Source organism: Allorhizocola rhizosphaerae (genome assembly GCF_003426775.1).
Lineage (GTDB): Bacteria > Actinomycetota > Actinomycetes > Mycobacteriales > Micromonosporaceae > Allorhizocola > Allorhizocola rhizosphaerae.
This window is the reverse complement of record NZ_QJUG01000077.1, coordinates 14,582-36,032: the sequence shown is the minus strand read 5'-3', so window position 1 is coordinate 36,032 and position 21,451 is coordinate 14,582. Positions and strand designations below refer to the sequence as shown.

The following is a 21,451-nucleotide window of genomic DNA, read 5'->3' as shown; positions in this document are numbered from 1 at the left end:
TCCACCGAGCGGCGGCCGGGCAGCGGCCAGCCCGGCGAGGGCGGCCCGGGCGCGGGTCCCGGCGGCCCTCCCGGACCGGCCGGAAGCGCCACGCCCGGCCCGAGGTAGCGGCAGTTCGCCGTTTCCCATCACACGATGGCGTGTGATGCGCCGGCGCATGGTCGAATCGATGTATGTCCACAGTGGCCTCGGCGGCCGTAGCGGCTGTCGCCTTCGTCGCCCTCTATGCGGGGCACCAGCTCGGCGATCACGTGATCCAGTCCAATGCCGACGCGGCCGCCAAGGGCGCGCCGACCGGAGCTCGCATGGCGGCCGGAGTGCATCCCTGGGCGGGCTGGGGTGCCTGCCTGCGGCATGTGTTCACCTATAGCCTGACCCAATTGGCCGCCCTCGGCCTGGCCTGGATCGTCGCGCCGCTCACTGCGGCGGGGGTGGTGGCGGGGCTGCTCGTGTCGGCCAGCAGCCACGCGGTGATCGACCGGCGCTGGATCGTGCGGCGGCTCATCGAATACAAGGGCTGCCATCACTGGCGGGAGGCGCCCTACCTGCTCGACCAGTCCCTGCACATGGGCGCGCTGCTGGTCGCGGCCGTCGTGGCGGCAGCGGTCTCCACAATGGACGGTGTGGCGGTGGCGGCCGTGGCGGCGGTGGGGCTCGTCGGGTGCGCGTTGCTGGCGGAGAGGCGGCGTGCATGAATGTCCCCGGCACCTTGTTGAGCGCACTGAGCACCGACGACCGCGAAGCGCTCATGCGGCTCGGCGGCCTTCGGGTGTTCCAGCCCGGCGAGGCGCTGATCAACGAGGGCGTGCGCGACACGGACACGTTCGTGTTGTTGAAGGGCTTCTGCAAGGTGGTGAGCAACACGGCCACGGGCCGGGCCGTGCTGCTGTCGGTGCGGGTGGGCGGCGAGGTCGTGGGGGAGCTGTCCGCCATGGACGACAAGCCGCGCTCGGCGACGGTCATCGCCTGCACGCGCGTCGTCGCCCGGGAGATCAGCCAGCGCAAGTTCCTGGGCTACCTGAACGAGCGCCCCTCGGCCGCGCAGGCCATCCGCGGTGCGGTGGTGGAGGAGCTGCGCCGGGCCACGAGGTTTCGCGCGTGCCTGAGCGGTGGGCCGGTCGTCTCCCGGCTGGCGTTCATGCTCGACTACCTCGCGGCCACCTACGGCCGGCCGTGCGCGGAGGGCGTGCGCATCGAGGTGCCGTTCAGCCAGCCGGAGCTGGCCTCGCTGATCGGGGCCTCCGAGCCCAGCCTGCACCGCGCCCTGACCCGCATGCGCCAGGCCGACATCATCTACACCCGCTATCGCCGTGTCATCGTCCGGGATCACCCGGCGCTGCGCGCGCTGGCCGAGACCGACGGCTGACGATGATCGATTGATGACAGATCTGTGACGTGCGCTGCGAGCGTGGTCACCGTGGCCGATGGTCCCACCGGGACGGTCGCGGTGGCCGCATTGCAGGATCAGGAGGAGATCTGTGGGATCGGTGAAGAAGGCAAGCTGGTACAGCGCCGCTGTGGTCGGCATCGCGATGGCCATGGTGGGCGTGACCGCCGCCCCGGCTCTCGCGGCCGCCGACGTGTATCACGGCGAGGACCGCGCGTGGACGACCGGCGCGGATGGCAAGACACTCTGGGTGCAGGACAACGAGTGTGACGGGCACGGCGTGACCGGCGAGTACTACACCCGTTCGGGCAACTTCGGTTCGTTCCAGGACTCCGACGGCTGCGGCGGCGACATCGAATGGCGCAACTCGTGGGACGGCGACTGGATCGACCGCATCCGGGTGTGCGAGCAGACCAAGGGATGCAGCGCCTGGGAAAAGAGTTGACCCACCGTGGCGTCCCCGGATCCCGGGGACGCCACGCTGCTGGCGGCTCACCTCAACTCAGTGCCGGAACCGCCCACCCGTCGGCGAATGTGCGTGGTCGGTCCGGGCGGTGCGAGACGACGCAGAGGTGCTCGTCCAGCCAGAACCAGCCGCAGCTTTGCGCGATCGCCTGCCAGCAGTCGAGCTCGGCGTCGACGTCCGGCTCGTATTTGGCCAGGCCCAGTCTTCGCCACGCGTCGTAGTAGGCGATCCAGTGGGCCTCCTGCTGCCCATACCAGCACACTGGGCTCGGCTCGCCCAGCTGTCGTTTGGCCGGCAGGTAGAACCCGTGCGCCAGCAAGGCGAACAGGGCCTCGCGCACGTGCCTTCGCATGACATCGACGAACGGGATGCCGTAGGCCAGACCCTGCTCGGGCGGCAGGTCGGGCCATTGGTCACCCTTGGGGCGCTTGGGCGGCGGCGGGTCGAACCACGGCGTCGTGATCCGCTGATCCATCCGCCCGCGCAGGCGGGACAGGGTCGTGGCCAGGTCGCTGGCCACGGGCGGAGTGGTTCGCGAGACGAGGCCAACCGGCTCCGCGGCCGACCGCGACGGGCCGCGGGCCGAGGCGTGCGCAGACGCGGCCATGGGGTCCGGCGTGCGGGCGGGTGGGGCTTTGACCCAGCGGTACAGATCCTGCAGCGTGGGCAGGTGCGAGACCAGCGGCTGGGCTTCGCGTGGCGAGCGGACCCAGACAAAGCGGGGCCGTGCCCGGCCAAGGCGCGCATAAACTTCGGTGATTGCTTGCTCGGCCGTTGCCTGATCGGCCGGCCCGCAGGCGGTGCCCGTGGCCTCCCACTCGTCGCGGATGGCGGCTGCCTGCTCCCAGAAGGCGGCACGTGTGTGCCGCGCGGCGGTCATAGCGCGAGGGCGCGCACGCCCTTTCGTGGAACGGAAATCATGTCACCGATGATCGCAGCTTGGGTGGGCCGCGGGCAAGCGTGATAGACACGTTGGATTGTCACGGGCTCTGCCGGCCCTGTCGATCGTGCTGGTCGCGGCAGGTGACCGGGCGAGCGTCCCGCTGCCGCGCACCTAGAATGGCCAAATCATGCTCATACGTCCCTACACCGATGCCGACCTGCCCGCGCTGCAGGCCACCTTCGCCGGGTGGATCGCGCAGGCCGGGCGCTGCGGCTACGACCACATCGGCGAGCTGCCGCACCGCATCTACGAAAACCTGCGCGGGCGCGGTGCCGTGCAGATGTTTCTCGATCGCGACAGCATCGTGGGCCTGGCCATCTGCGGCCGGTCCGGCGACGCTTTCGACGTGTTCACGGCGCCGGCGCTGCGCGGTACCAGATTTGAAGAGCAAATGATCGCAGCGGTGCCATCAGAATTCGTGCTCACGGATGCTTGGGATTGCGACAGCGCACGGATCGAACTGTTGGGGCGGCTGGGTTTCGAGCGGTTCCGGGTGTGGGACGACGTGCGCGAGCTTTCGCTGACGGAGCCAGTCGCCGCGATCGCCGGTGTGCGCGGCGCCCGCTTCGACGACGCCGAGCGGCTCGCCGAGGCGCACAACAGCGCGTTCGGCGACGACTGGACTGGCGAGCGGTATCTCAACGAGGTCATGCGCAAGCCCGGCTACGACCCGGCGCGGGAGATCGTGGTCGAGGCGCCCGACGGCCGGATCGCCGCATTCGCCGTGATGTGGCTCGACGAGCGCAACAGGACCGGCCACTTCGAGCCCGTGGGCACGCATGCCGACTTCCGGCGGCGCGGCCATGCGCGGGCCGTGATGCTGCACGCGATGCACCTGATGCGTGAGGCCGGGATGACTCTCGTGACGGTCAACCACAACGCCGAAAACGTTGCGGCGCTTCAACTCTATGAGTCGCTCGGCTTTGCCAGGACGCACGAAACCTACGGCTTCAGGCGGCCGCCCGCAGGGTGATCATTGTGATCTCGCTCGGCGCGAAGACGCGCAGCGGCGGACCCCAGAAACCCGTGCCATTGCTCGTGTATAGCTGGGTGCGCTCGCCGTGCTTGCTCAGCCCGCTCACCACCGGCTGATCGATGCGCACCAGCAGGTTGAACGGCCAGATCTGGCCGCCGTGGGTGTGCCCGGACAGCTGCAGGTCCACCCCCGCGGCCACGGCCGCCGTCACCTGCTTCGGCTGGTGCGCAAGGAGAAGCACCGGAAGATGCGGGTCCGTGCCACTCAACGCACTTTCTATCGAGTACCGCGTGGTCGCGTCGCTGACCCCGGCGAGCACCAGCCGGTCGCCGCCCCGCTCGACCACGGTGTGCCGGTTTTCCAGTGTCTCCCACCCGAGCTCGCCCATGTGCTCGACCCACGCCTGGGCCGCGCCGAAATGCTCGTGGTTTCCGGTCACATAGGCGCGGGCCAGGCGTGCCCGCGCCCGGCCCAGCGGCGCCGCCTGCGCGAGCCGCTGCTCGACCGTGCCGTCGGCGATGTCGCCGGTGTGGCAGACGATGTCGGCGTCGAGCTCGTTCACCGCGTCGATGACCCGGCCGGACCAGCGCGCCCGGTCGATGGGCCCGTAGTGGGTGTCGGTGATCAGCGCGACGCGCAGCCCGTCGAGACCCTTGCCCAGCCTGGGCATCGTCACGTCGACGCGCTTGATTCGCGGCACCCGCATGGCCTCCGCATAGCCCCAGACCACGAGGATGGCGCAGACGGCGGTCACGCCGATCGCGGTCGGCCGCGCGTCCACCCCGAACAGCCGGACCACGTTGCCCAGCAACGACCACACGAACAGCACCCAGATCACGCCGAGCGTGGTGTCGCCGATGCGGGAAGCCCAATCGCGGCCGCGGCCGTGGCCCAGGAACATCAGCACCGGGAGCGCGACCGCGGCTGCGGCGAACACCAGCGTGCCGGTCGTCGTGAGCGTCACCGGCCAGCCGGGCGCGAGGACGAGGGTGAACCACGGGAGCCCGAACAGGAGCCCCAGCACGGTCACGAGCACCGCGCCGAACACGATGGCACGCCCCGCCGATCGGGACCCGGCAGGGCGTGCCTGTACCGCTGCTTCGCTAGCTGTCACCCATCAACAGTGCCACGCCCACCTGAACGTGGCCTGGAAGATTGGTCAGCGCCCGTCCCAGTCGCCGGTCACGATGATGAACGGCAGGTCGGGTGTGATGTTGGTATCCCAGGCATAGTTGGACCCGCCGGGGCTGAGCGCGTTACGCAGGTGGAAGGTGCCGTCCGCCCGGTTGAAGTAGCCCACCGAGTCCTTGCCGTCGCCGTCCCAGTCGCCCTTGAGAATGGTGAACGGCATGTCGGGGGTGATATCGGTGTCCCAGGCGTAGTTGGACCAACCCGGGCTCAGTGTGTTGCGGAGGTGGAACGTGCCGTCGCGGCGGTCGAAATAGCCCACCGAGTCGCGGCCGTTGCCGTCCCAGTCGCCCGTCAGCGGCACGATATCCGGGCCGATCGGAGCACCCTCGAACGCGTAGTCCGATGCGCCCGGGTTGAGCGCGTTGCGCAGGTGGAAGGTGCCGTCGCGTGGGTCGAAGTAGCCCACCGAGTCCTTGCCGTCGCCGTTCCAGTCGCCGGTGAGGATGATGAACGGCAGATCGGGTGTGATGTCCGTGTCCCACGCGTGGTTGGACGAGCCCGAGCTGAGCGCGTTGCGCAGGTGGAACGTGCCGTCGCTGCGGTTGAAGTAGCCGCCCGAGTCGCGGCCGTCGCCGTCCCAATCGCCCATGAGCGGGACGATGCCGGGTCCGGTCGGCGCACCCTCCCACCCGTAGTTCGATCCGCCGGCGTCCAGCGCGTTGCGGAGGTGGAACGTGCCGTCGCGCGGGTCGAAGTAGCCCACCGAGTCCCGCCCGGCCACGGGCGCGGCCGTCCACCACGACGTCTGCTTGCGCGCGCCGCGCCAGCTGAAGCTCCAGTGGATGTGATCGGTGTGCGGGTTGGGCTCGGTGTAGGGCCGCCAACCCTCGGACGCGCGGGAAGACGACCAGATCTGGCGGTTCCAGATGATGTACATGATGCCCATGCGCCGGGCGATGGCGTGCCGGTTGCCGTGGCGATCGGTGGCGAGCATCCAATTGAGAATGTCGTTGGCGATCGCCCGCTCGCTGGCGACGCCCACGTTGAGCGCGTAGTCCAGCGCGCGGCCTTCCTTGTGCTCGCTGGTTCCGCCGATGTGGCATTGGCGCGTGATGTTTCCCGTGCGGCTCAGGCTGTAGGTGCGGTTGAGCAGCGCCCGCAGATCCTGCGGGCCGGGCTTCTCGGTGGGGTCGCAGGTGTCCTGCGGATCGTGCCCCGCGTAGCCCTCGATAGTCGGTCCGAAGTCGGGCGTCGGGGGCGCGGCGGCTGTCGGCGAGGCAAGCAGCGTGCCGGCCAATAGCACGGTCGCGATCAACAATATTCTCTTCACGGCCTCTAAGGAAAGCGACCGCCGTCACTGCTCCATCATCGGTTGATCATCGATGACGTCGAAAGTCCACAGTGGACCACTCGAACCATGACTGGGAGTTGGCACCGCGGCACACGATGATCCCGCCACGGCAGGTGATGGTGAACGTTCCGACCCGTTCGAGATGGTCGGACAGGTGGCGCTCGACGCTCTGGATCGTGGCCTGGCTGGGCGGCAACCAATGCACCGAGCCGGGCCTGACGGGGATGACACGGCTGGGGTTGGATCTCAACCCCAGGCCGGCGCACTACTTGCCATCTAGACCTAGTCGATTTAGTGTCAGATCCGCCCTGTCACCAGAAAGGCGGACTGATGAGCAAGTTTGAGAAACTTGCCGCCGACATTCGGCAGCAGATTCGAACGGGACAGCTCAAACCCGGCGATCGCCTGCCGTCCATATCCAGGTTGCGCGAGATATATGGCGTGAGCTACGGCACGATCCGCTCGGCGATGCTTGTGCTCAAGGCAGAGAGCCTGATCATCGGACATCCCGGCGAAGCCGTTTATGTCTGTGGGAAGCTCGACGGGAGCTCGGCAAACGAATGACGCTGCACCAACGGGTTTGCCATTGGCTCGGCGATTCGGAGCGGCGCCCGACCCGCGAACGTGTGGCGTTCGCCGACTGAGGCCAGCCGGGCCGGCGAGCATTCACCGGCCGGCGGTGTCCCGGCGCATGGGGATGTGCGGTATCCCGTCCTCGACGAACTCCGGGCCGGTCGCGCGGAAGCCGTAACGCTCGTACAGACTGACCACATCGGACTGTGCATGCAGGACCACCGGGCGGTCGCCGACCACGGCCAGCGCGGCGGCCATCAGCTGTGAGGCGAGGCCCAGCCCGCGCGCGTCCTTGGCGGTGGCCACCCGGCCGATGCGCGCCGTAGGACCGTCGAAGTCGAGGATGCGCAGGTATGCCACGGGCACGCGGTCGCGCTCAAACCACAAATGACGGGTGCCGGGCTCGGCATCACGCCCGTCAAGCTCCGGGTAGGCGCACTGCTGCTCCACCACGAACACGTCCACCCGCAGCCTGAGCAGCCCGTATAGGGTTGCGGCATCAAGCTCGTGGAACCCGGCGGCACGGAAGATCACACCCACCATCCTACTGGCGCACACCATGCGTCCACGGTGTGCGCCCATGGGAGAAAGGAAGTCAGCGAACGCAGAGTCGAAGTTGGCGCCCATGTTGTCAACGTCATTGCCGCGTTCGGCCTTCACGCCCACGTCGACGGAAAGCACGCCCCGCGCGGGCTGGTCGTGTACCAGGTCTGCTTGAGCGTGGCTCCGGTGAGCGGCCGCAGCGACTGCTGGGTGCGGCAGCGCAGGCCCTTCCACGATTTGACGGTCACGGTGCGGCGGCACAAGGTGTTTCGCCGTGCGGAACTGTCCCGTCCACACCTGGTCAGCGCACGCCGATCGCCAGCAGCGCGCCCGCCCTCGTTCCAAAGTAGAGTTTGCCGTTCCACACCGCGGGCGTCGATTCGATGCACGCCCCGGGCTTGATGGACCACAGCCGTTTCGGCTCGGCCTTCGTGTCCGTGATGTCGTATGCGGCCAGCTCCCCGTCGCAGTCGCCGACCACCATGACGCCGTCGATGATGACCGGCGACATGTGCACGCGGTGCATCGCGACGCGCCAGCGCACCTGTCCCGACTGCCGGTCGATCCCGAGCACGTCGCCCTTGTCGGTACCCCATATGACAAGGTCTTTATATATTCCCGCAGATCCGTAGATGCCGCCCTTCCCGCCCCGGTTGTTCTGGTCGTCCACCTTCCACACCAGGGGGCTGTCGGGCTTGCGCGGGTCGAGCTTCATCATCTGGCCGTTGCGCTTGGACGCTTGCGTGAACCGCTCGTACTCCGAGCCGATGTAGAGCATCCCGGCCTCGTCGGCCGCGATGGTGCCGTCGGTGTCGTCGCCGGTCCAGAAACGGAACACCCGCTGCGGCGTCTTGCCCTCCTTCAGGCCGCTGATGTCCCAGCCCTGCACGAGCCCGCCGGAGGTGGCGAAGTAGACGACATTGCCGACGAGGGTGGGCGAGCTTTCCACCGACACGTTGTTGTCGCCGATGTCGCGCAGCAGCTCGGCGTCCCACGCCGGGGCGTTGAAGACCAGCTTCGGATCGACCGTCACCTTGCCGTTGGCGTCGTATCCGCGGTTGAGCTTGACGATGTGGAACTGGCTGTTCTCCCCGCCCTCGAACAGATAGTCGTCGACGATGAGACCGGAGGCGTCCCAGTCGTCGTTCCACATCGTGGGGGAGACCGCCTTGGCGTGCAGCTTCCATAACTCCCGCGGCCGGTCGCCATCGATGGCGATCACGCGGTAGTAGTTGTCCCGCGAGCCGGAGTAGACCAGCGGGTACCCATCCGGGTCGATGGTCACCGAGCCCTTGATGATGTCGCCGGTCTTGAACGACGGCAGGATGCGCTCGCCGGTCGCCGCGTCGAGGAAGTGGATGCTCGTGTCGTAGGCGCCGAAGACCACCCAGGTGCGCCCGTCGCGCTCGAACACCGCGGGCTGGCCGGTCCAGCCCGTGCCGCACCACTCCCGTGGGCCGTCGGCATCCGACGAGACGGCGCACATTCCGCCGGATTTCGGATATCGCCACAGTATCTCCGGCGCCGTGCGCGGGATGGGCCCCGTGCCGTAATAGGTGCGCGTCGGGTTGCCCCGGAAGGTGAACACTCCCTTAACTTTGTCGCCGTAAGGCTTGCCCACCGTAGTCGCCGGCTGCTCCTGCACGCTCGGGCTCTGCTGCGGGACGATCGCCCCGCCCTGGAACAGAGCCGTCCTGGCCTCGGGCCACGCGAGCACGACACCGACCGCCAGCAGCACGATGAGTGCGCTGAGCCCGGCGACGATCCGCACGTGGGGTTTACTCACTGTCACAGTGTGCAGCCTCTGTGCCATGCGCGGAGTCCCGTACTTGTCACATCTGGATAAACTCCGCCCGTGCGGTTTGAACCAGGAGCCACCGTCGTCCGCCGCGGCTTCACTCGCGACGGGCGTTTGGCCGCCGTGGAGTGCGGCCGGGTGGTCAGCGACGACGAGCGCGGCCTATTGATGTGGGTGGGCACCGGCTCCACCGTGATGCGCAGAACGACGCTCGATGGGCAGTCCATCCGGAAAATGCCGGTCGTCGACAAGTTCGCCGTCCCGACCATGTTGACCCCGTTATCGTGGCACGGCGGCGGGGTGCTCATCCTGACCCCGCCCGACGTGGCGCACTCGGTGTGGTGGTTCTTCGGGGCGTCGGGCGAGTTCGAGGGGTGGTATGTCAACCTCGAAAGCCCGGCCGCGCGCTGGGCCGGCGGCATCGACCTGCAGGACCACGCGCTCGACGTGTGGATCCAGCCGGACCGCACCTGGTACTGGAAGGATGAGGATGAGCTGATCGAGCGCACCGGGCACCCGGCCTTCTGGGCGGAGCACGAGGTGCCGGCCTTCTGGGCGGAGGGCAAGCGGGTGATCGCGATGGCCGAGGCCGGTGAATATCCGTTCGACGGGACATGGGTGGGCTTCCGACCCGATCCACATTGGACACCGTGCACCCTGCCGCCGCTCTGGGACCTGCCGCGATGACCTTCCGGATCAGACCCGGAACCGCCGCGGACGTCGACCCGGTCGGCGAGCTGCACACGCTGATACGCAATGAAACATATAAAGACATCATTTCTGGGTACCGGGCTGAGTCCACGACGGCGTTCTGGCGTCAACGCTTCCCGGTCGAGGCGGGCACCCACCGCCTGCTGATCGCGCACGCCGACGACGGGTCGCTGCTCGGCTTCGTCTACGTCGGCGAGGGCGTGTTGCAGGCCATTCACGTGCACCCGGACTGGCACGGCAGGGGCGTGGGCCAGGCGCTCATCCAAGCCGGGCGCAAAACGTTGGCAGAGTTGGGTTTTCGGTTCGCCTCGCTGTGGGTGATCGCGGGCAACGAGCGGGCGTGCCGCTTCTACGAGCGCGACGGCTGGCGGCTCAGCGGTCTCGTGCGCGACGGTGAAATGGGCGGGGTGAGCTGGCCCCAGCTGGAATACGTGCGGGAGCTTTGACGTGACTCAGATGTGGCACAACCCCGATTGCTCCAAGTGCGCGGCCGCGACGCAGGCCCTTTCCTCCGCCGGTGTGCCGGTGACGCTTCGGCCCTATCTGGCGGATGTGCCCAGCCGTGCCGAGTTGGTGGACGTGCTGGCGCGCCTGGGATCGCAGCCCTGGGACATCTGCCGCACGGGCGAGCCGGTCTTCGCCGAATTGGGCATGGCGGACTGGCCACAATCCTCTTCGGAGCGCGACCGCTGGATCGACGCCATGGTGGCCCACCCGGTGCTCATCCAGCGCCCGATCATCCTGCTGGCCGACGGCTCGGCGATGGTGGCGCGCACCCCTTGCGCACTCGCGGAGGTCATAGACCGGGCTCGGCAAGCATGACCAGCCCGCCCCTCCGCGACCACTTCCGTTGATCATGAACTTAGGTCCATGTTCGCCGACGCGTCCTGGCCGTGATGGCGAACTTCGAGATCACATGAACGGCTTGGCGTAGGCGAACTCGCCGCGCAGGCTGCTGTCGTAATCGGACAGTGGGCGGGCCATGAAATGGTTGCCCCAGTTGGGATCCGGTGGCGTGATGCCGAGCTCGGCCGCCGGGCGGAAGCCGAAGCGCGGATAGTAGTCCAGATGCCCCAGCAGCACGACGATCGGCTCGCCCAGTGCTTCGGCCGCGCCGAGCACGGCATGCATGAGCGCCGATCCGACCCCCGTTCGCTGGCGCGCCGGCAGCACGCTGAGCGGGCCCAGCCCGAGCGCCGGGCGGCCGTCGATCTGGGCACGCGTGCACACCACATGCCCCACAACGGTTTCGCCGCCTACCTCGACTTCGTTTTCGACCGCGACCAGGGACAAGCGTGCGATCCAGCCGGGATCGGCGCGCAGCGCATCGACCAGCTTCGCCTCCAGGTCGGTCTCGAACGCCGCGAGCGTGACCTCCCGGATGGCCGCCACATCGCCGGCCCGCTCCCGCCTGACAATCACTCCTTGCCCGCCGTCTCTCGCGGGACGGGGTGTTCCACCAGGGCAAGGACGCGGCTGGCCATGAACCGGGCCGTGCGCACCGGCGTGCCGCCGCGCGTCACCTCGGCCACCTCAACCACCCCACGGCTGATCGATGTCTCCACCCGCCGCCCCGCCCGCGTGGCCTTCACCTCGTAGTTCAGCGGCGCCTGGCCCCCGGTATCGACGACGATCTCCACCCAATCGCCTCTCATAGCTTCAAGTACATCACGTGCAGCCCGACGAAACCCTTGTTCGGGTGATGGAACGCCTCGGGCACGGTGGTGAGGATCTCGAAGCCGAGCGACTGCCACAGCCGCACCGCCCGCACGTTGGTCTCCACCACGGCATTGAATTGCATCGCACGGTATCCGAGCCGGCGCGCCTCCTGCAGGACGTGCGCGCACAGCGCACGGCCGACGCCCCGCCCCTGCGCGGAGGGGCTCACCATGAAGCCGGCGTTGGCCACGTGCGACCCCGGGCCGCCCTGATTGCGGTGCAGCTCAGCGGTTGCGAGCACGGCACCACTCTCATCGACCGCGACGTATGCGTGCCCAGCCGTCCACATGGCCCGCGCTCGCTCCTGCGACACATCCCGGTCCCACGTGAACGTCTCGCCCGCCTCGACCACCGGCCGGATGATCGCCCAGATCCCGGGCCAGTCGTCGGCCCCCGCTTCCCTGATCAACACCCGTCCAGCCTACGGACGCAACACGGCGGCTCGCACCGCATTTTGGGCGAGTAGGCTGCCCGGCATGACAGCGGATCTGGAGTCCGAAGCGCCCGGGTGGGACGCGATCGACAAGGCACTCAACACCATCTATCCGGGCGTGGAGCCGTACCACCTGGCCACGATGCTCAAGTGGCGCCTCGGCGGGCCCGATCCGCTCGACGGGGTCAGCATCTACGACCGGGGCGACCACTGGCACTACGTGAGCTATGGCATGTCGGAGCTCTACGAGAAGGAGTCCGACGACCCCGACGAGTCGGGCTGGGGCTTCGAGTTCACGTTCCGCGCGGCGCGGCGCGACGGCGAGACCGAGCCGCCGCGCTGGGCGGTCGGGCTGCTGCAAAACCTTGGCCGCTACGTGTTCACGACCGGCAATGTCTTCGGCCGCGGCCACTACATGGACCTCAACGGACCGATCAGTTTGGACAATCCACAAACGAGGCTGTGCTACGTCGGGTTCGCCCTCGATCCGGAGCTGGGCGAGATTGCCACGCCGCACGGCAGCCTCGCCTTCCTGCAGGTCATCGGGCTCACCGAGGCCGAATACGACGCGGCCCAGGCGTGGAGCGCGACCAGCCTGTTCGGTGTGCTGAGCGAGGCACTCCCGCTGCTCGTGACCGACATCGACCGCTCGTGCACGCTCGACGCCCCGGCCGTCGCGGCCGCCGTCGCGCAGGGCATCGCGCGGGACGGCTCGTCGAGCTCGTCCAGCTATGTGACCCAGCTCGACTGGACCGGCGAGCGGATCGTGCTCGGTGCGCACGCCGCGCCGCGCATTGCCACCGCGCTCAAGGGCCGCCTGCCGTTCGGTCGCCCGCTGACCGTGTTTTCCAGCGATCGGGAGCTCACGTTCGAGCCGGGCGACGCGCTCGCGCGGACGGAAACCGACGCCGGGCTGACCGTCACCGTGCCGGCCGGACTCCTTGGGCCGCTTGCCGATGCGCTCACCCCGATGGCGGGCGTGACGACTGTCGCGAGCGGACTGTCGGTGGAGATTGTCCCGACCGAGATTCGCGACGAGGACGGCAACGTGCTCTATATCGTCGGCTCGCCCACATAGCTGCCCTCAAGCCGGAAGCGCAGCCCGGGCTCCTCGTACTCCTCCAGCGCGTGCGCGATCCACCCGGCCGTCCGTGCGATCGCGAAGATCGCCTCGCCGGCGTCCGGGCGCATCCCGCACGCGTGCACCAGCATCGCCAGTGCGAACTCGATGTTGGGGCGGCGTGGAGACCGGGCCGAGGCGGCCTTCATCAACCCCTCGGACGCTTTGCGGACCCTTATCGGTACCGGAAGATCCCTTAAGAATTCCATGAGCGCAACGGCTCTGGCGTCGCCGTCGGGATAGCGCGCATGCGACCCCTCCCAGAATCCCTCGACGTGCCCCGCGGTGCGCAGCCGCTCCGCATAGACGCCCACCGCGTCGCCGGTGTTGAGCGCGTCGGCGAGCAGCCGATGGGCGTGCGTGGCGGCCGCACCGTGCAGCGGCCCGTCAAACGCGCTCAGGCCGGCCGTCACCACCGCGTAGGGATCGGCACGCGACGACGCGGCCACACGCGCCGCGAGCGTTGACGTCGCCAGCCCATGGTCGGCCAGCAGCACGAGCGCCGCGTCGAGCGCGGCGATGCCCTGCGCGGTGGCCGGTTTCTCCGTGAGCCGGGGCCACAGCCGCGCGGCCAGAACGGAACCGTCGGCCGGCAGGTCGCCGAGCAGAGGCAGCGCCTCGACCATCGTCGCGAGCAACGCCGCCGCGGTGGTCGTGACCGCCTCGGGATGGGTGTTGAACCGCAACGGGTCCGTTGAGGCGGCCACCGCCGTGGTGATGCGCAGCCGGTCGGCGAGGCGGGTCGCGTCGGGCAGCGGCTCCCCTGCGGCACGGGCCAGCGCCAGCATCGGTTGCGGCGCGTCGAACGTCAGCACCTGCAACCGGCCCGTCCACAGCAGATCGGTGACCTCCTCGAAACCATTGGTGCGGGCCAGATCGGCGGCATCATGCCCGCGGTAGAACAGGCGGCCGTCGCGGATCACCGAGACTCGCGTGCGGATGGCCGGGGTCCGGTCGCGGCGCGAGGCGCGGGCCAGCCGCTCGACCTCGGCCTCGTCGAACACGCTGCCCTTGCCGCCGCCGGGGGCGCGCACGCTGTGCAGCATGCCGCGGCTCACATAGGCGTAGACGGTCGCGGGCTTGACGCCCAGCCGCCGGGCGACCTGCTCGGTTGTGAGGTGCATCGCGCCTTCCCTTATATTGACTCGTCAACATTGACAATACATGACAACGTCGTCGACAGTCGAAACATGACTGAGGCGATCGCGGTCCCACGAGGGCTCAAGGGTGTGGTGGTGACGGACACCGAGATCGGTGATGTGCGTGGGCTGGAGGGCTTTTACCACTACAGGCAATATTCGGCCGTCGAGCTGGCGCGGAAGGTGAGCCTTGAGGAGGTCTGGCACCTGCTCATCGACGGCACGCTGCCCGGCGAGGCGCAGCGCCGCGCCTTCACCGCCGAGATCCGCCCGCTGATGCGCCTCGACGCGCGGCTCCTACCGGCCCTGGAGACCATCGCGCGCAACGGGTCCCCGCTGGAGGCGTTCCGCACGGCGCTCTCGCTGGCCGGCGCAGTGCGCGGGATCCGCCCGTTGCTGGACACCGACGTCGCCGAGAGGCGCCTCGACGCGTTGTTCGCTTGTGCGCTCACGCCCACGCTGCTGGCCGCGCTCTACCGGCTCGGCAACGGCCTCGCGCCGATCGAGCCGCGCGATGACCTGTTCTACGCGGCCAACTACCTGTACATGATCACTGGCGAGGAGCCCAAGCCGGAGCACGCCCGCGCGATCGAGCAATATCTCATCTCGACCGTGGACCACGGCTTCAACGCGTCAACGTTTACCGCACGGGTCATCGCGTCAACGGGCGCGGATCTGATCGCGTGCCTGGTCGGCGCGATCGGCTCGCTGTCCGGCCCGCTGCACGGCGGCGCGCCGAGCCGTGCCCTCGACACGCTCGACGCGATCGGCACGCCCGACCGGGCCGACGCCTGGGTGCGCGCCAAAGTCCTTGCGGGGGACCGGATTATGGGCTTCGGCCATCCGGTGTACCGCACGGAGGACCCACGCTCACGCATGCTCAAGGACATCGCGCAGCAGCTCGGCGGCGAGCTGGTCGACTTCGCCGTGCTCGTCGAGCAGCGTGTGCTCGCCCTGCTGGCAGAGCTCAAACCCGGCCGCGAACTGCACACCAACGTGGAGTTCTACGCGGGCGTGGTGATGGAGCTGTGCGGGTTGCCGCGCGAGATGTTCACGCCCACGTTCGCGTGCAGCCGGGTGATCGGCTGGTGCGCCAACATCCTTGAGCAGGCGGGCGACACCAAAATCATCCGCCCGAGCGCCCGCTACGTCGGCCCACCGCCCCCACAACCCGTGCCCGTTCGCTGAAAAGGTCGTACCCCCATGCCAAGCTGACCGGGTGACCAAGACGCAGTACTACACCGCGACAAGCGTGGACGGTTTCATCGCCGACCCGGACAACTCACTGACCTGGCTGTTCCAGGTCGACACCGGCGGCGTGGACGATTTCCCGGCGTTTTTCGAGCACGTTGGCGCGATGTGCATGGGCGCGACCACCTACGAATGGTGCCGCGAAAACATGAAACCCGGGGAGTGGCGTGGATATTACGCTGACACGCCCTGCTGGGTGTTCACCCATCGCAGCCTGCCCACGATCCCCGACGCCAATCTCATCTTCGTGTCCGGCGATGTCGCACCGGTGCACGATGAAATGGTTAGAGCGGCCAACGGCAAAAACGTCTACCTCGTGGGCGGCGGCGAGCTGGTCGGCCGGTTCGCCGATCAGAACCGGCTCGACGAGATCATTCTCGGCGTGGCGGCGGTGACGCTCGGCGGCGGAGCGCCCGTCCTGCCCAGGCGCCTCCTGTCGGACCGGCTCAACCTGACCGATGTCACGCGTCACGGCCAGTTCGCGAAGCTGACTTACGAGCTGCATCCACCTCGCGCGTAGCCTCCTCGTAGGCGGTCGCCGCGCGCTCGAAGTAGTCGAACAGCACGTCGCGGGAGTCGTCGCCGCGCCACCGTCGCCAGTGGAGGATCGGCTGCGAGCGCGCATGCCCGCGTTCGCGCCGGTGGCGCCCGGAGTGTTCGCGCAGCAGGGCGGCTGGTGGTACAGGGGCGAATTCCACCTGCGGCCGGAGGCCGGCGGCACCCGCCTCGTGTTCGGCAGTTCGGTGCGGCCGGACAGCGATCCGCGGGACCCGGACCTTCCTTTGCCGCTACAGGAGGGCCAAACGGACGCCTTGCGCGGGGATCATGGCCCCGCGTGAAGCGGGGCCACGATCGGGTCGGCGGGATCAGGGATGCGGCAGGCGGCAGCCATCGCTGGTGACGCCGTTGGTGCACTGGTTGAGTTGCAGGCTGTCCAGGAAGTAGGCGAAGTTCTGCCCGGACGGGCTGACCACCGAGATCTGCACGGTGGCCGCGCCGGCCGGCGCGACAGCGGAGACCGAGTACTCGCGCCAGACCGAGTCGAGGGCGAAGGTCGAACTGTCGTTGGTGGACAGAGGCGTGTTCGACGAGTTGTACCACGACAGGCGCAGCTTCACGCTCCCTGAAGTGTTCGTGGTCAGGCGCGAGAAGAAGCGGTACCGGGTGCCGGGCGTGACGCTTGGTTTGCGGGTCACCGACACCACACCTTCGGCATGGGACTGCACGTTCACGGTCAGCGACCGCCGGCCGTCGTAGTAGCGCGCCGACACGCCGCTCTCCGGTCCGGGCGCCGTGACTTGGAACCATCCGGCGCCCGAGAGGCTGAACCCGGTGGGGCTGCTCCACGGGGCGTTGGCCTCGATCGTCCGCTCCTGTGCGGTGAGCAGATCGGAGTTGTAGCCGGTGTCGCAGCAGACCGGCGCGGTCAGGATCGGGTGGTCGGCCAGGTTGTCCTTGCGGTAGTCCGGCGAAGGCTCACCGATGCCCTGGTACTGATCGATATAGAAGGTCGCCGAGAGCTCGCTCGGGTCGTAGTAGGTGTTGAAATCCTGGTCCCACTGCCAGTCATTGTATTGGCTGATCATGATGTCGTTGCCGTAGGTGGCGTTCGGCACCTCGGTGATGTAGGTGTGCTCGGCGCCCATGCTGTGCATCAGCTCGTGGCCGGCCGTGCCGGAGTCCCAGTCGTCCGTGCTGGCCACGCATGGACTGACGGTGCAGCCCACCTCCGTTGCGGTGGCGGTGCCATCGAAGTCTTCGAACACCAGGTAGATCCGGTTGGGGCTGTCGTTGTAGCCGGCCGCGGCCAGATCAGCGACGATGGTGCCCAGGCCGGTTTCGCCGCTGAGGTTCCCGGCCTCTATTTTTTCCGGTACCACCAGGGCCTGCGCGTAGCCGTTGTACGTGCTCGTGTCGAAACCAGTGCGGCAGCTGAAGTTGACGTGCTGGTCGTAATTGGTGGAGTTGTCGAGAAGCCAGTCGATGCGGTCCATGATTTTGGCGATCTTCTCGACATAGGTCGCGTAGTTGTTGCCGTTGCCGTCGTGCCACGCATAGATGACCTGCACGGCGGGGATGCTGCTTCCCGGTGACTTGGGGTCGGCGATCGTTGTGGCGCATCCCCGCTTGGGGACGGCGGCGTCCACGGGTTGGGCGTAGGGGGCGGTGGGCTCGGTGCCGATGGGATTGAACACGGCTTTGGCGGGGGTGGCGGTCATGGCCACCAGAAACGCCGATGCCACCGCGACAAGGGGCAGACCTCGCTTCCAGGACAAGACAAACCTCCAATGTCGATGTCTTGTCCCCGATCATTGAAGGCACGGATATGTATCCGTTGATACGTCCGCTATACGCGATCTTGGAGCAGGTCGCGGGCCCGGATTTCGAGCAACCGGAAGCCGCGTTCGACGGAGATGGTCAGGGCCTGACTCAGCTGCGCGGCCGCCTCCGCGGGCCGGCCCAGCCCGCGATAGCCCTCGCCGAGTCCAATCCGGACCTGCGCCTCGAAGTGTTGGGTGCCCATGTCCCGCGCCATCTGCAGCGCCTGTTGCAAGAGCTCAACCGCGCGGGACGGATATCCGGCCACATTCTCCACCGTGCCGAGCGTATGGATCGCGTGGGCGTTCTCCCAAAGGTGGTCCAAAGTGGAGGCCAGCGCCACCGCCGCACGAGCGTCATCGAGGGCTCGATCCAGCCGCCCCATGTCCCGATGGACGGCGGCCCGCCGCCGCAGGACCATGTTTTGACCGCGCAAGTCTCGCATCTCTTCGTGGATCGGCATCGCCGCGGCGAGCAGTTCAAGCGCCGTTTCGGGTCGGCCCAGTTGGTGTTCCCGCTCGGCCAGCTCGTTGAGGGCAAAGGCCTCGCCGCAACGCGACCCCAGCCTGCGGCGCAGGGTCAGCGCCTCGGTCAGGCAATCGTGCGATGCCCGCAGATCGCCCAGTCCATAGTGGATGGTGGCGAGGTTGTGCAGGAGCACGGCCACGTTCCACCAATGGCGCTCGCCCCGGCTGAGCCGCAACGCCCGCCGAAAGGGCAGCAGAGTCCGGCCGAACTCATTCCGCTGCCAATACACGGTCGCCAGGCCGTCCAGCGCGGCCACCTCACCGTCGGTCCAGCCCGCTTGGCGGCTGAACGCGATCGCCAGGCGATGCCGGCGGATCGCTTCGTCGAAGTGGGTCAGTGTCCGATGTATGGTGCCGAGACTGCGGTGACACGCCGCCTGGCCCCGCAGATCACAGTCGGCCTCGGCTGCGCGCAGCGCGGTCTCGGCGATGGCGAGCAGGTCCACCGTCTCCGGATGCAACCAGAAATAGCCCCGCATCGCGTCGGCCAGCAGCCAGGACGCGCGCCGCGGGCCGTGTTCGGCGGTGTGGTTGATGACCGCGAACAGGTTTCGTGCCTCCGTTTTCAGCCACGACGCCGCCGTTTGCTTGTCGGGAAAGGACGCCTCGGTCGTGGGGAAGTCGGCCGGGTCCAGCAGGCGCAACGTCTCGCAGTACTGCAGCTCGGTCGCCGCATCGGCGTGGCTCATATAGTAGGCATAGAGCCGGGTCAGCGCCTCGTCCTTTTCGGACCCTGCCGGCGAGGACCCTGCCGGCGAGGACCCTGCCGGCGAGGACCCTGCCGGCGAGGACCCTGCCGGCGAGGACTGGCCGAGCGCGAGGCTTGCGGCGTAATGGCGCAGCAGATCGTGGCAGGTGTATCGGCCATACGCCGGTTCGTCGAGCAGATGTGCCGCGGTGAGCAGCCCAAGCAGGCCGACCGCCTCGACAGTGGTGATCCCGCCCAGGGCTGCCACGGCAGCCGCGTCCACGTCGTGGCACGGGGCCAGGCCGATGAGCCGGAACAGGCGTGCCGCGGGTGCCGGGAGGGCCGTGTAGGACAGGTCGAAGGTCGCGGCCACCCCGGCCTGGGGGTCTTCCGCGAAGGCCAGCTCGGCCAGCCGGTTGCCCGTGCTCAGGGCCGCAACGTATTCATCGAGCGTTATCCCCGGCCGGGTGGACAGGTTGGCGGCGGCGATGCGCAGCGCCAGCGGCAGGTGCCCGCAGAGCCGGGCCAGCCGCGCGACCGTGTCCGGCTGCGCGGAGGCCGTCTCCGGCCCCAGCAACTCGGCCAGCAGCGACGCGGACTCCTCGGAGGTGAGCGCGCCGAGCCGGACCGGGACCGCTCCCTCCTGGGCGACCAGCCCGGCCAGGCGGTCCCGGCTGGTGACCAGGACCAGGCAGCCCGGCCCGCCCGGCAGCAGCGGCCGGACCTGGTCGGCATCGCGGGCGTTGTCGAGCAGGATGAGCATGTGCCGGTCGGCGGTCACCGTGCGGAACATCGCGGCCGCCGCGTCGAGCTCGGTGGGGATGACCGGATCCGGCACGCCGAGCGCGCGCAGGAACCGGGCCAGCACATCGATCGGGCGCAGCGGCGGGGTGCGCGGGGTGAAGCCGCGCAGATCGGCATAGAGCTGCCCGTCGGGGAACCGGTCGCGCACGGAGTGTGCCCAGTGCACGGCCAGTGCGGTCTTGCCGACCCCGGCCGCGCCCGCCACCGCGGAAATGACCACCGCTGCCGGCCCCGCCCGCATCAACTCATCGAGCTGCTTGAGATAGCGGTCGCGCCCGGTGAACGTCGCCACGTCAGCGGGGAGCTGGGCTGGTACCAGATGGTGATTTGAAGTAAAGGCAATTGCCGGGTCGTCCTGAAGGATCTGCCGCTCCAGGTCGGTGATCACCCTGTCCGGGTCGAGCCCGTGTTCCTCCGCCAGCCAGGTGCGAAGGTCACGCGCGAGGGCGAGCGCGTCGGCGCGGCGGCCACATCGATACAGCGCCAGCATGAGCGCGGCGCGGAGGCGCTCTCGGGTCGGGTGGGCCGCGACCACCGAGGGCAGCTCGGCGGCCAGGTCGGCATGCCGCCCGAGCTCCAGCTCGACCTCGGCCAGCCGTTCGTACGCGGCCAGCCGTTGCGCCTCCATGTGAGCCCGCATGCCGGGCACGTAGGCCGCCGTGGCGTCGGCGAGCGGGGTGGTCTGCCACAGCCCGAGCGCTTGGCGCAGCAACGATGCGGCCAGCTCCGGCTGGTCGACGGCGCGGGCCTGGGCGACCAGCCGGTCGAACTCGCGATAGTCCAGCTGCGCACCGGCCACACCGTCCACATCGGCCAGATAACCGGCGGGGTGCGACCCGATGACCCCGTCCCCACCGATGGTGCGCAACGCTTTGCGCAGCGCCGAGATATCGGCCTGGATCTGTGACCGGGCCGTGGCGGGGGCCGCACCGCCCCACAGCGCTTCGGCCAGCGTCTCCACGCTGATGACCCGGTTGGAGTGCAAAAGCAGATAGGCCAGTGTGGCCCGCTGCCGTGGCCGGCCGATCGGGACAAGCCTTCCCTCGGCACGGACCACCACGGGACCCAGGATTTCGAACCGCAAACGCCCCTCCCCGGCCAGAATCGGCGGACGTCTTGGCTTGCTCAGGCCGGCTTGCTCAGGCCGGCTCGCTGGGCTCCAGGCGGACGCTGATGCTGTTGATGCAGTAGCGCGCGTCTTTGTCGGTGAAGCGCTCGCCGTAGAACACGTGCCCGAGGTGGGAGTCGCAGTTGGCGCAGCGCACCTCGGTGCGGACCATGCCGTGCGAGCGGTCCTCCAGGTATTTGATCGTGCCCGGGATGGCCTCGTCGAACGAGGGCCAGCCGCAGTGGCTGTCAAACTTGGTCACGCTGTCGAACAGTTTGGCCCCGCAGGCGCGGCAGTGGTATGTCCCGGGCGTCTTCGTGCTGACATATTCGCCGGTCCACGCGGGCTCCGTGCCGCCGCGCCGCAGCACGCGGAACTCTTCCGGGCTCAGCCGGACCTGCCATTCGTCATCGGTCAGAGAGGAGATCTGCTCCATAACATGAACCGTACGCTGTACCGTCGTG

At 68.5% G+C, this 21,451-nt stretch carries 25 protein-coding genes; 12 read left to right on the top strand and 13 right to left on the bottom strand.

The genetic code is table 11. The features are described from left to right. Positions 1–173 precede the first annotated feature (173 nt). From DM816_RS18320 to DM816_RS18310, 3 genes are all read left to right on the top strand, one after another. Positions 174–695: a DUF3307 domain-containing protein gene (locus tag DM816_RS18320; protein WP_117211462.1), complete on the top strand. Its 522-nt coding sequence runs from the start codon at positions 174–176 to the stop codon at positions 693–695. After that, complete coding sequence (locus DM816_RS18315; protein ID WP_117211461.1) at positions 692–1,366, top strand: Crp/Fnr family transcriptional regulator; 675 nt, start codon at positions 692–694, stop codon at positions 1,364–1,366. The genes DM816_RS18320 and DM816_RS18315 overlap by 4 nt, the downstream gene beginning before the upstream one ends. 112 nt (positions 1,367–1,478) lie before the next feature. Further along, on the top strand, positions 1,479–1,832 hold the full coding sequence (locus tag DM816_RS18310) for a hypothetical protein (RefSeq protein ID WP_117211460.1): 354 nt from the start codon (positions 1,479–1,481) through the stop codon (positions 1,830–1,832). 52 nt (positions 1,833–1,884) lie between these two features. On the opposite strand, the gene DM816_RS18305 is transcribed toward DM816_RS18310, so the two are convergent. Then, positions 1,885–2,733: a hypothetical protein gene (locus tag DM816_RS18305; protein ID WP_117211459.1), complete on the bottom strand. Its 849-nt coding sequence runs from the start codon at positions 2,731–2,733 to the stop codon at positions 1,885–1,887. A 190-nt stretch (positions 2,734–2,923) separates the two neighbouring features. Between DM816_RS18305 and DM816_RS18300 the strand changes: the two genes are divergently transcribed. Then, the gene (locus DM816_RS18300) at positions 2,924–3,769 is read left to right on the top strand and encodes a GNAT family N-acetyltransferase (RefSeq protein WP_117211458.1); all 846 of its coding nucleotides are present in this window, start codon (positions 2,924–2,926) and stop codon (positions 3,767–3,769) included. Here the strand turns inward: DM816_RS18300 and DM816_RS18295 are convergent. After that, positions 3,747–4,886 (bottom strand): metallophosphoesterase, encoded by a 1,140-nt coding sequence (locus tag DM816_RS18295; protein ID WP_117211457.1) that lies wholly within the window; start codon positions 4,884–4,886, stop codon positions 3,747–3,749. The two genes, DM816_RS18300 and DM816_RS18295, sit on opposite strands and share 23 nt — an antisense overlap. 45 nt (positions 4,887–4,931) lie before the next feature. Beyond that, positions 4,932–6,233: a VldE C-terminal domain-containing protein gene (locus DM816_RS44560; RefSeq protein ID WP_246002022.1), complete on the bottom strand. Its 1,302-nt coding sequence runs from the start codon at positions 6,231–6,233 to the stop codon at positions 4,932–4,934. 351 nt (positions 6,234–6,584) lie between these two features. Between DM816_RS44560 and DM816_RS18285 the strand changes: the two genes are divergently transcribed. Beyond that, complete coding sequence (locus DM816_RS18285; protein WP_117211456.1) at positions 6,585–6,818, top strand: winged helix-turn-helix domain-containing protein; 234 nt, start codon at positions 6,585–6,587, stop codon at positions 6,816–6,818. 102 nt (positions 6,819–6,920) lie between these two features. Here DM816_RS18285 and DM816_RS18280 read toward each other — a convergent pair whose 3' ends face one another. The 3 genes from DM816_RS18280 to DM816_RS18275 all read right to left on the bottom strand — a co-directional run bounded on the left by DM816_RS18280 (position 6,921) and on the right by DM816_RS18275 (position 9,156). After that, on the bottom strand, positions 6,921–7,370 hold the full coding sequence (locus DM816_RS18280; protein ID WP_117211466.1) for a GNAT family N-acetyltransferase: 450 nt from the start codon (positions 7,368–7,370) through the stop codon (positions 6,921–6,923). 113 nt (positions 7,371–7,483) lie between these two features. Continuing rightward, positions 7,484–7,618 carry a hypothetical protein gene (locus DM816_RS45290; RefSeq protein ID WP_281274344.1) on the bottom strand — a complete coding sequence of 45 codons (135 nt, stop codon included), beginning with the start codon at positions 7,616–7,618 and terminating at the stop codon, positions 7,484–7,486. Between the two features lie 53 nt (positions 7,619–7,671). Next, complete coding sequence (locus DM816_RS18275; protein ID WP_162907595.1) at positions 7,672–9,156, bottom strand: outer membrane protein assembly factor BamB family protein; 1,485 nt, start codon at positions 9,154–9,156, stop codon at positions 7,672–7,674. Between the two features lie 69 nt (positions 9,157–9,225). Between DM816_RS18275 and DM816_RS18270 the strand changes: the two genes are divergently transcribed. From DM816_RS18270 to DM816_RS18260, 3 genes are read left to right on the top strand one after another with little or no spacing between them, the layout of a single operon-like run. Then, positions 9,226–9,855 carry a ribonuclease FAU-1 family protein gene (locus DM816_RS18270; protein WP_117211454.1) on the top strand — a complete coding sequence of 210 codons (630 nt, stop codon included), beginning with the start codon at positions 9,226–9,228 and terminating at the stop codon, positions 9,853–9,855. After that, positions 9,852–10,325 (top strand): GNAT family N-acetyltransferase, encoded by a 474-nt coding sequence (locus DM816_RS18265; RefSeq protein ID WP_117211453.1) that lies wholly within the window; start codon positions 9,852–9,854, stop codon positions 10,323–10,325. Before DM816_RS18270 ends, DM816_RS18265 begins: the two co-directional genes overlap by 4 nt. Before the next feature lie 10 nt (positions 10,326–10,335). Continuing rightward, the gene (locus DM816_RS18260; protein ID WP_117211465.1) at positions 10,336–10,701 is read left to right on the top strand and encodes an ArsC/Spx/MgsR family protein; all 366 of its coding nucleotides are present in this window, start codon (positions 10,336–10,338) and stop codon (positions 10,699–10,701) included. Between the two features lie 90 nt (positions 10,702–10,791). On the opposite strand, the gene DM816_RS18255 is transcribed toward DM816_RS18260, so the two are convergent. Genes DM816_RS18255 through DM816_RS18245 form a run of 3 tightly spaced genes read right to left on the bottom strand, consistent with a single transcriptional unit; the run spans position 10,792 to position 12,010 of the window. Continuing rightward, positions 10,792–11,301: a GNAT family N-acetyltransferase gene (locus tag DM816_RS18255; protein WP_117211452.1), complete on the bottom strand. Its 510-nt coding sequence runs from the start codon at positions 11,299–11,301 to the stop codon at positions 10,792–10,794. Further along, complete coding sequence (locus tag DM816_RS18250) at positions 11,298–11,534, bottom strand: hypothetical protein (RefSeq protein WP_117211451.1); 237 nt, start codon at positions 11,532–11,534, stop codon at positions 11,298–11,300. Before DM816_RS18250 ends, DM816_RS18255 begins: the two co-directional genes overlap by 4 nt. Next, positions 11,531–12,010, bottom strand: coding sequence for a GNAT family N-acetyltransferase (locus DM816_RS18245; protein ID WP_117211450.1), 480 nt, complete (start codon positions 12,008–12,010; stop codon positions 11,531–11,533). The genes DM816_RS18250 and DM816_RS18245 overlap by 4 nt, the downstream gene beginning before the upstream one ends. Before the next feature lie 64 nt (positions 12,011–12,074). Here DM816_RS18245 and DM816_RS18240 point away from each other — a divergent pair, with 64 nt between their 5' ends. Continuing rightward, on the top strand, positions 12,075–13,109 hold the full coding sequence (locus DM816_RS18240; protein ID WP_117211449.1) for a suppressor of fused domain protein: 1,035 nt from the start codon (positions 12,075–12,077) through the stop codon (positions 13,107–13,109). Here DM816_RS18240 and DM816_RS18235 read toward each other — a convergent pair. After that, positions 13,085–14,275: a citrate synthase gene (locus DM816_RS18235; RefSeq protein WP_117211448.1), complete on the bottom strand. Its 1,191-nt coding sequence runs from the start codon at positions 14,273–14,275 to the stop codon at positions 13,085–13,087. The genes DM816_RS18240 and DM816_RS18235 overlap by 25 nt on opposite strands. 66 nt (positions 14,276–14,341) lie before the next feature. Here DM816_RS18235 and DM816_RS18230 point away from each other — a divergent pair, with 66 nt between their 5' ends. The 3 genes from DM816_RS18230 (at position 14,342) to DM816_RS18220 (ending at position 16,380) form a co-directional block, all read left to right on the top strand. Continuing rightward, positions 14,342–15,478 (top strand): citrate synthase/methylcitrate synthase, encoded by a 1,137-nt coding sequence (locus tag DM816_RS18230; RefSeq protein ID WP_117211447.1) that lies wholly within the window; start codon positions 14,342–14,344, stop codon positions 15,476–15,478. A 31-nt stretch (positions 15,479–15,509) separates the two neighbouring features. Then, positions 15,510–16,061 (top strand): dihydrofolate reductase family protein, encoded by a 552-nt coding sequence (locus DM816_RS18225; protein WP_117211446.1) that lies wholly within the window; start codon positions 15,510–15,512, stop codon positions 16,059–16,061. Positions 16,062–16,140: 79 nt separating this feature from the next. Further along, on the top strand, positions 16,141–16,380 hold the full coding sequence (locus DM816_RS18220) for a hypothetical protein (RefSeq protein WP_162907594.1): 240 nt from the start codon (positions 16,141–16,143) through the stop codon (positions 16,378–16,380). A 27-nt stretch (positions 16,381–16,407) separates the two neighbouring features. Here the strand turns inward: DM816_RS18220 and DM816_RS18215 are convergent, their stop codons facing one another. The 3 genes from DM816_RS18215 to msrB all read right to left on the bottom strand — a co-directional run bounded on the left by DM816_RS18215 (position 16,408) and on the right by msrB (position 21,423). Next, complete coding sequence (locus tag DM816_RS18215) at positions 16,408–17,817, bottom strand: carbohydrate binding domain-containing protein (RefSeq protein ID WP_162907593.1); 1,410 nt, start codon at positions 17,815–17,817, stop codon at positions 16,408–16,410. A 71-nt stretch (positions 17,818–17,888) separates the two neighbouring features. Continuing rightward, positions 17,889–20,963 carry an AfsR/SARP family transcriptional regulator gene (locus DM816_RS18210; protein ID WP_162907592.1) on the bottom strand — a complete coding sequence of 1,025 codons (3,075 nt, stop codon included), beginning with the start codon at positions 20,961–20,963 and terminating at the stop codon, positions 17,889–17,891. 55 nt (positions 20,964–21,018) lie between these two features. Beyond that, positions 21,019–21,423: a peptide-methionine (R)-S-oxide reductase MsrB gene (gene msrB / locus DM816_RS18205; RefSeq protein WP_117211442.1), complete on the bottom strand. Its 405-nt coding sequence runs from the start codon at positions 21,421–21,423 to the stop codon at positions 21,019–21,021. Positions 21,424–21,451 lie beyond the last annotated feature (28 nt).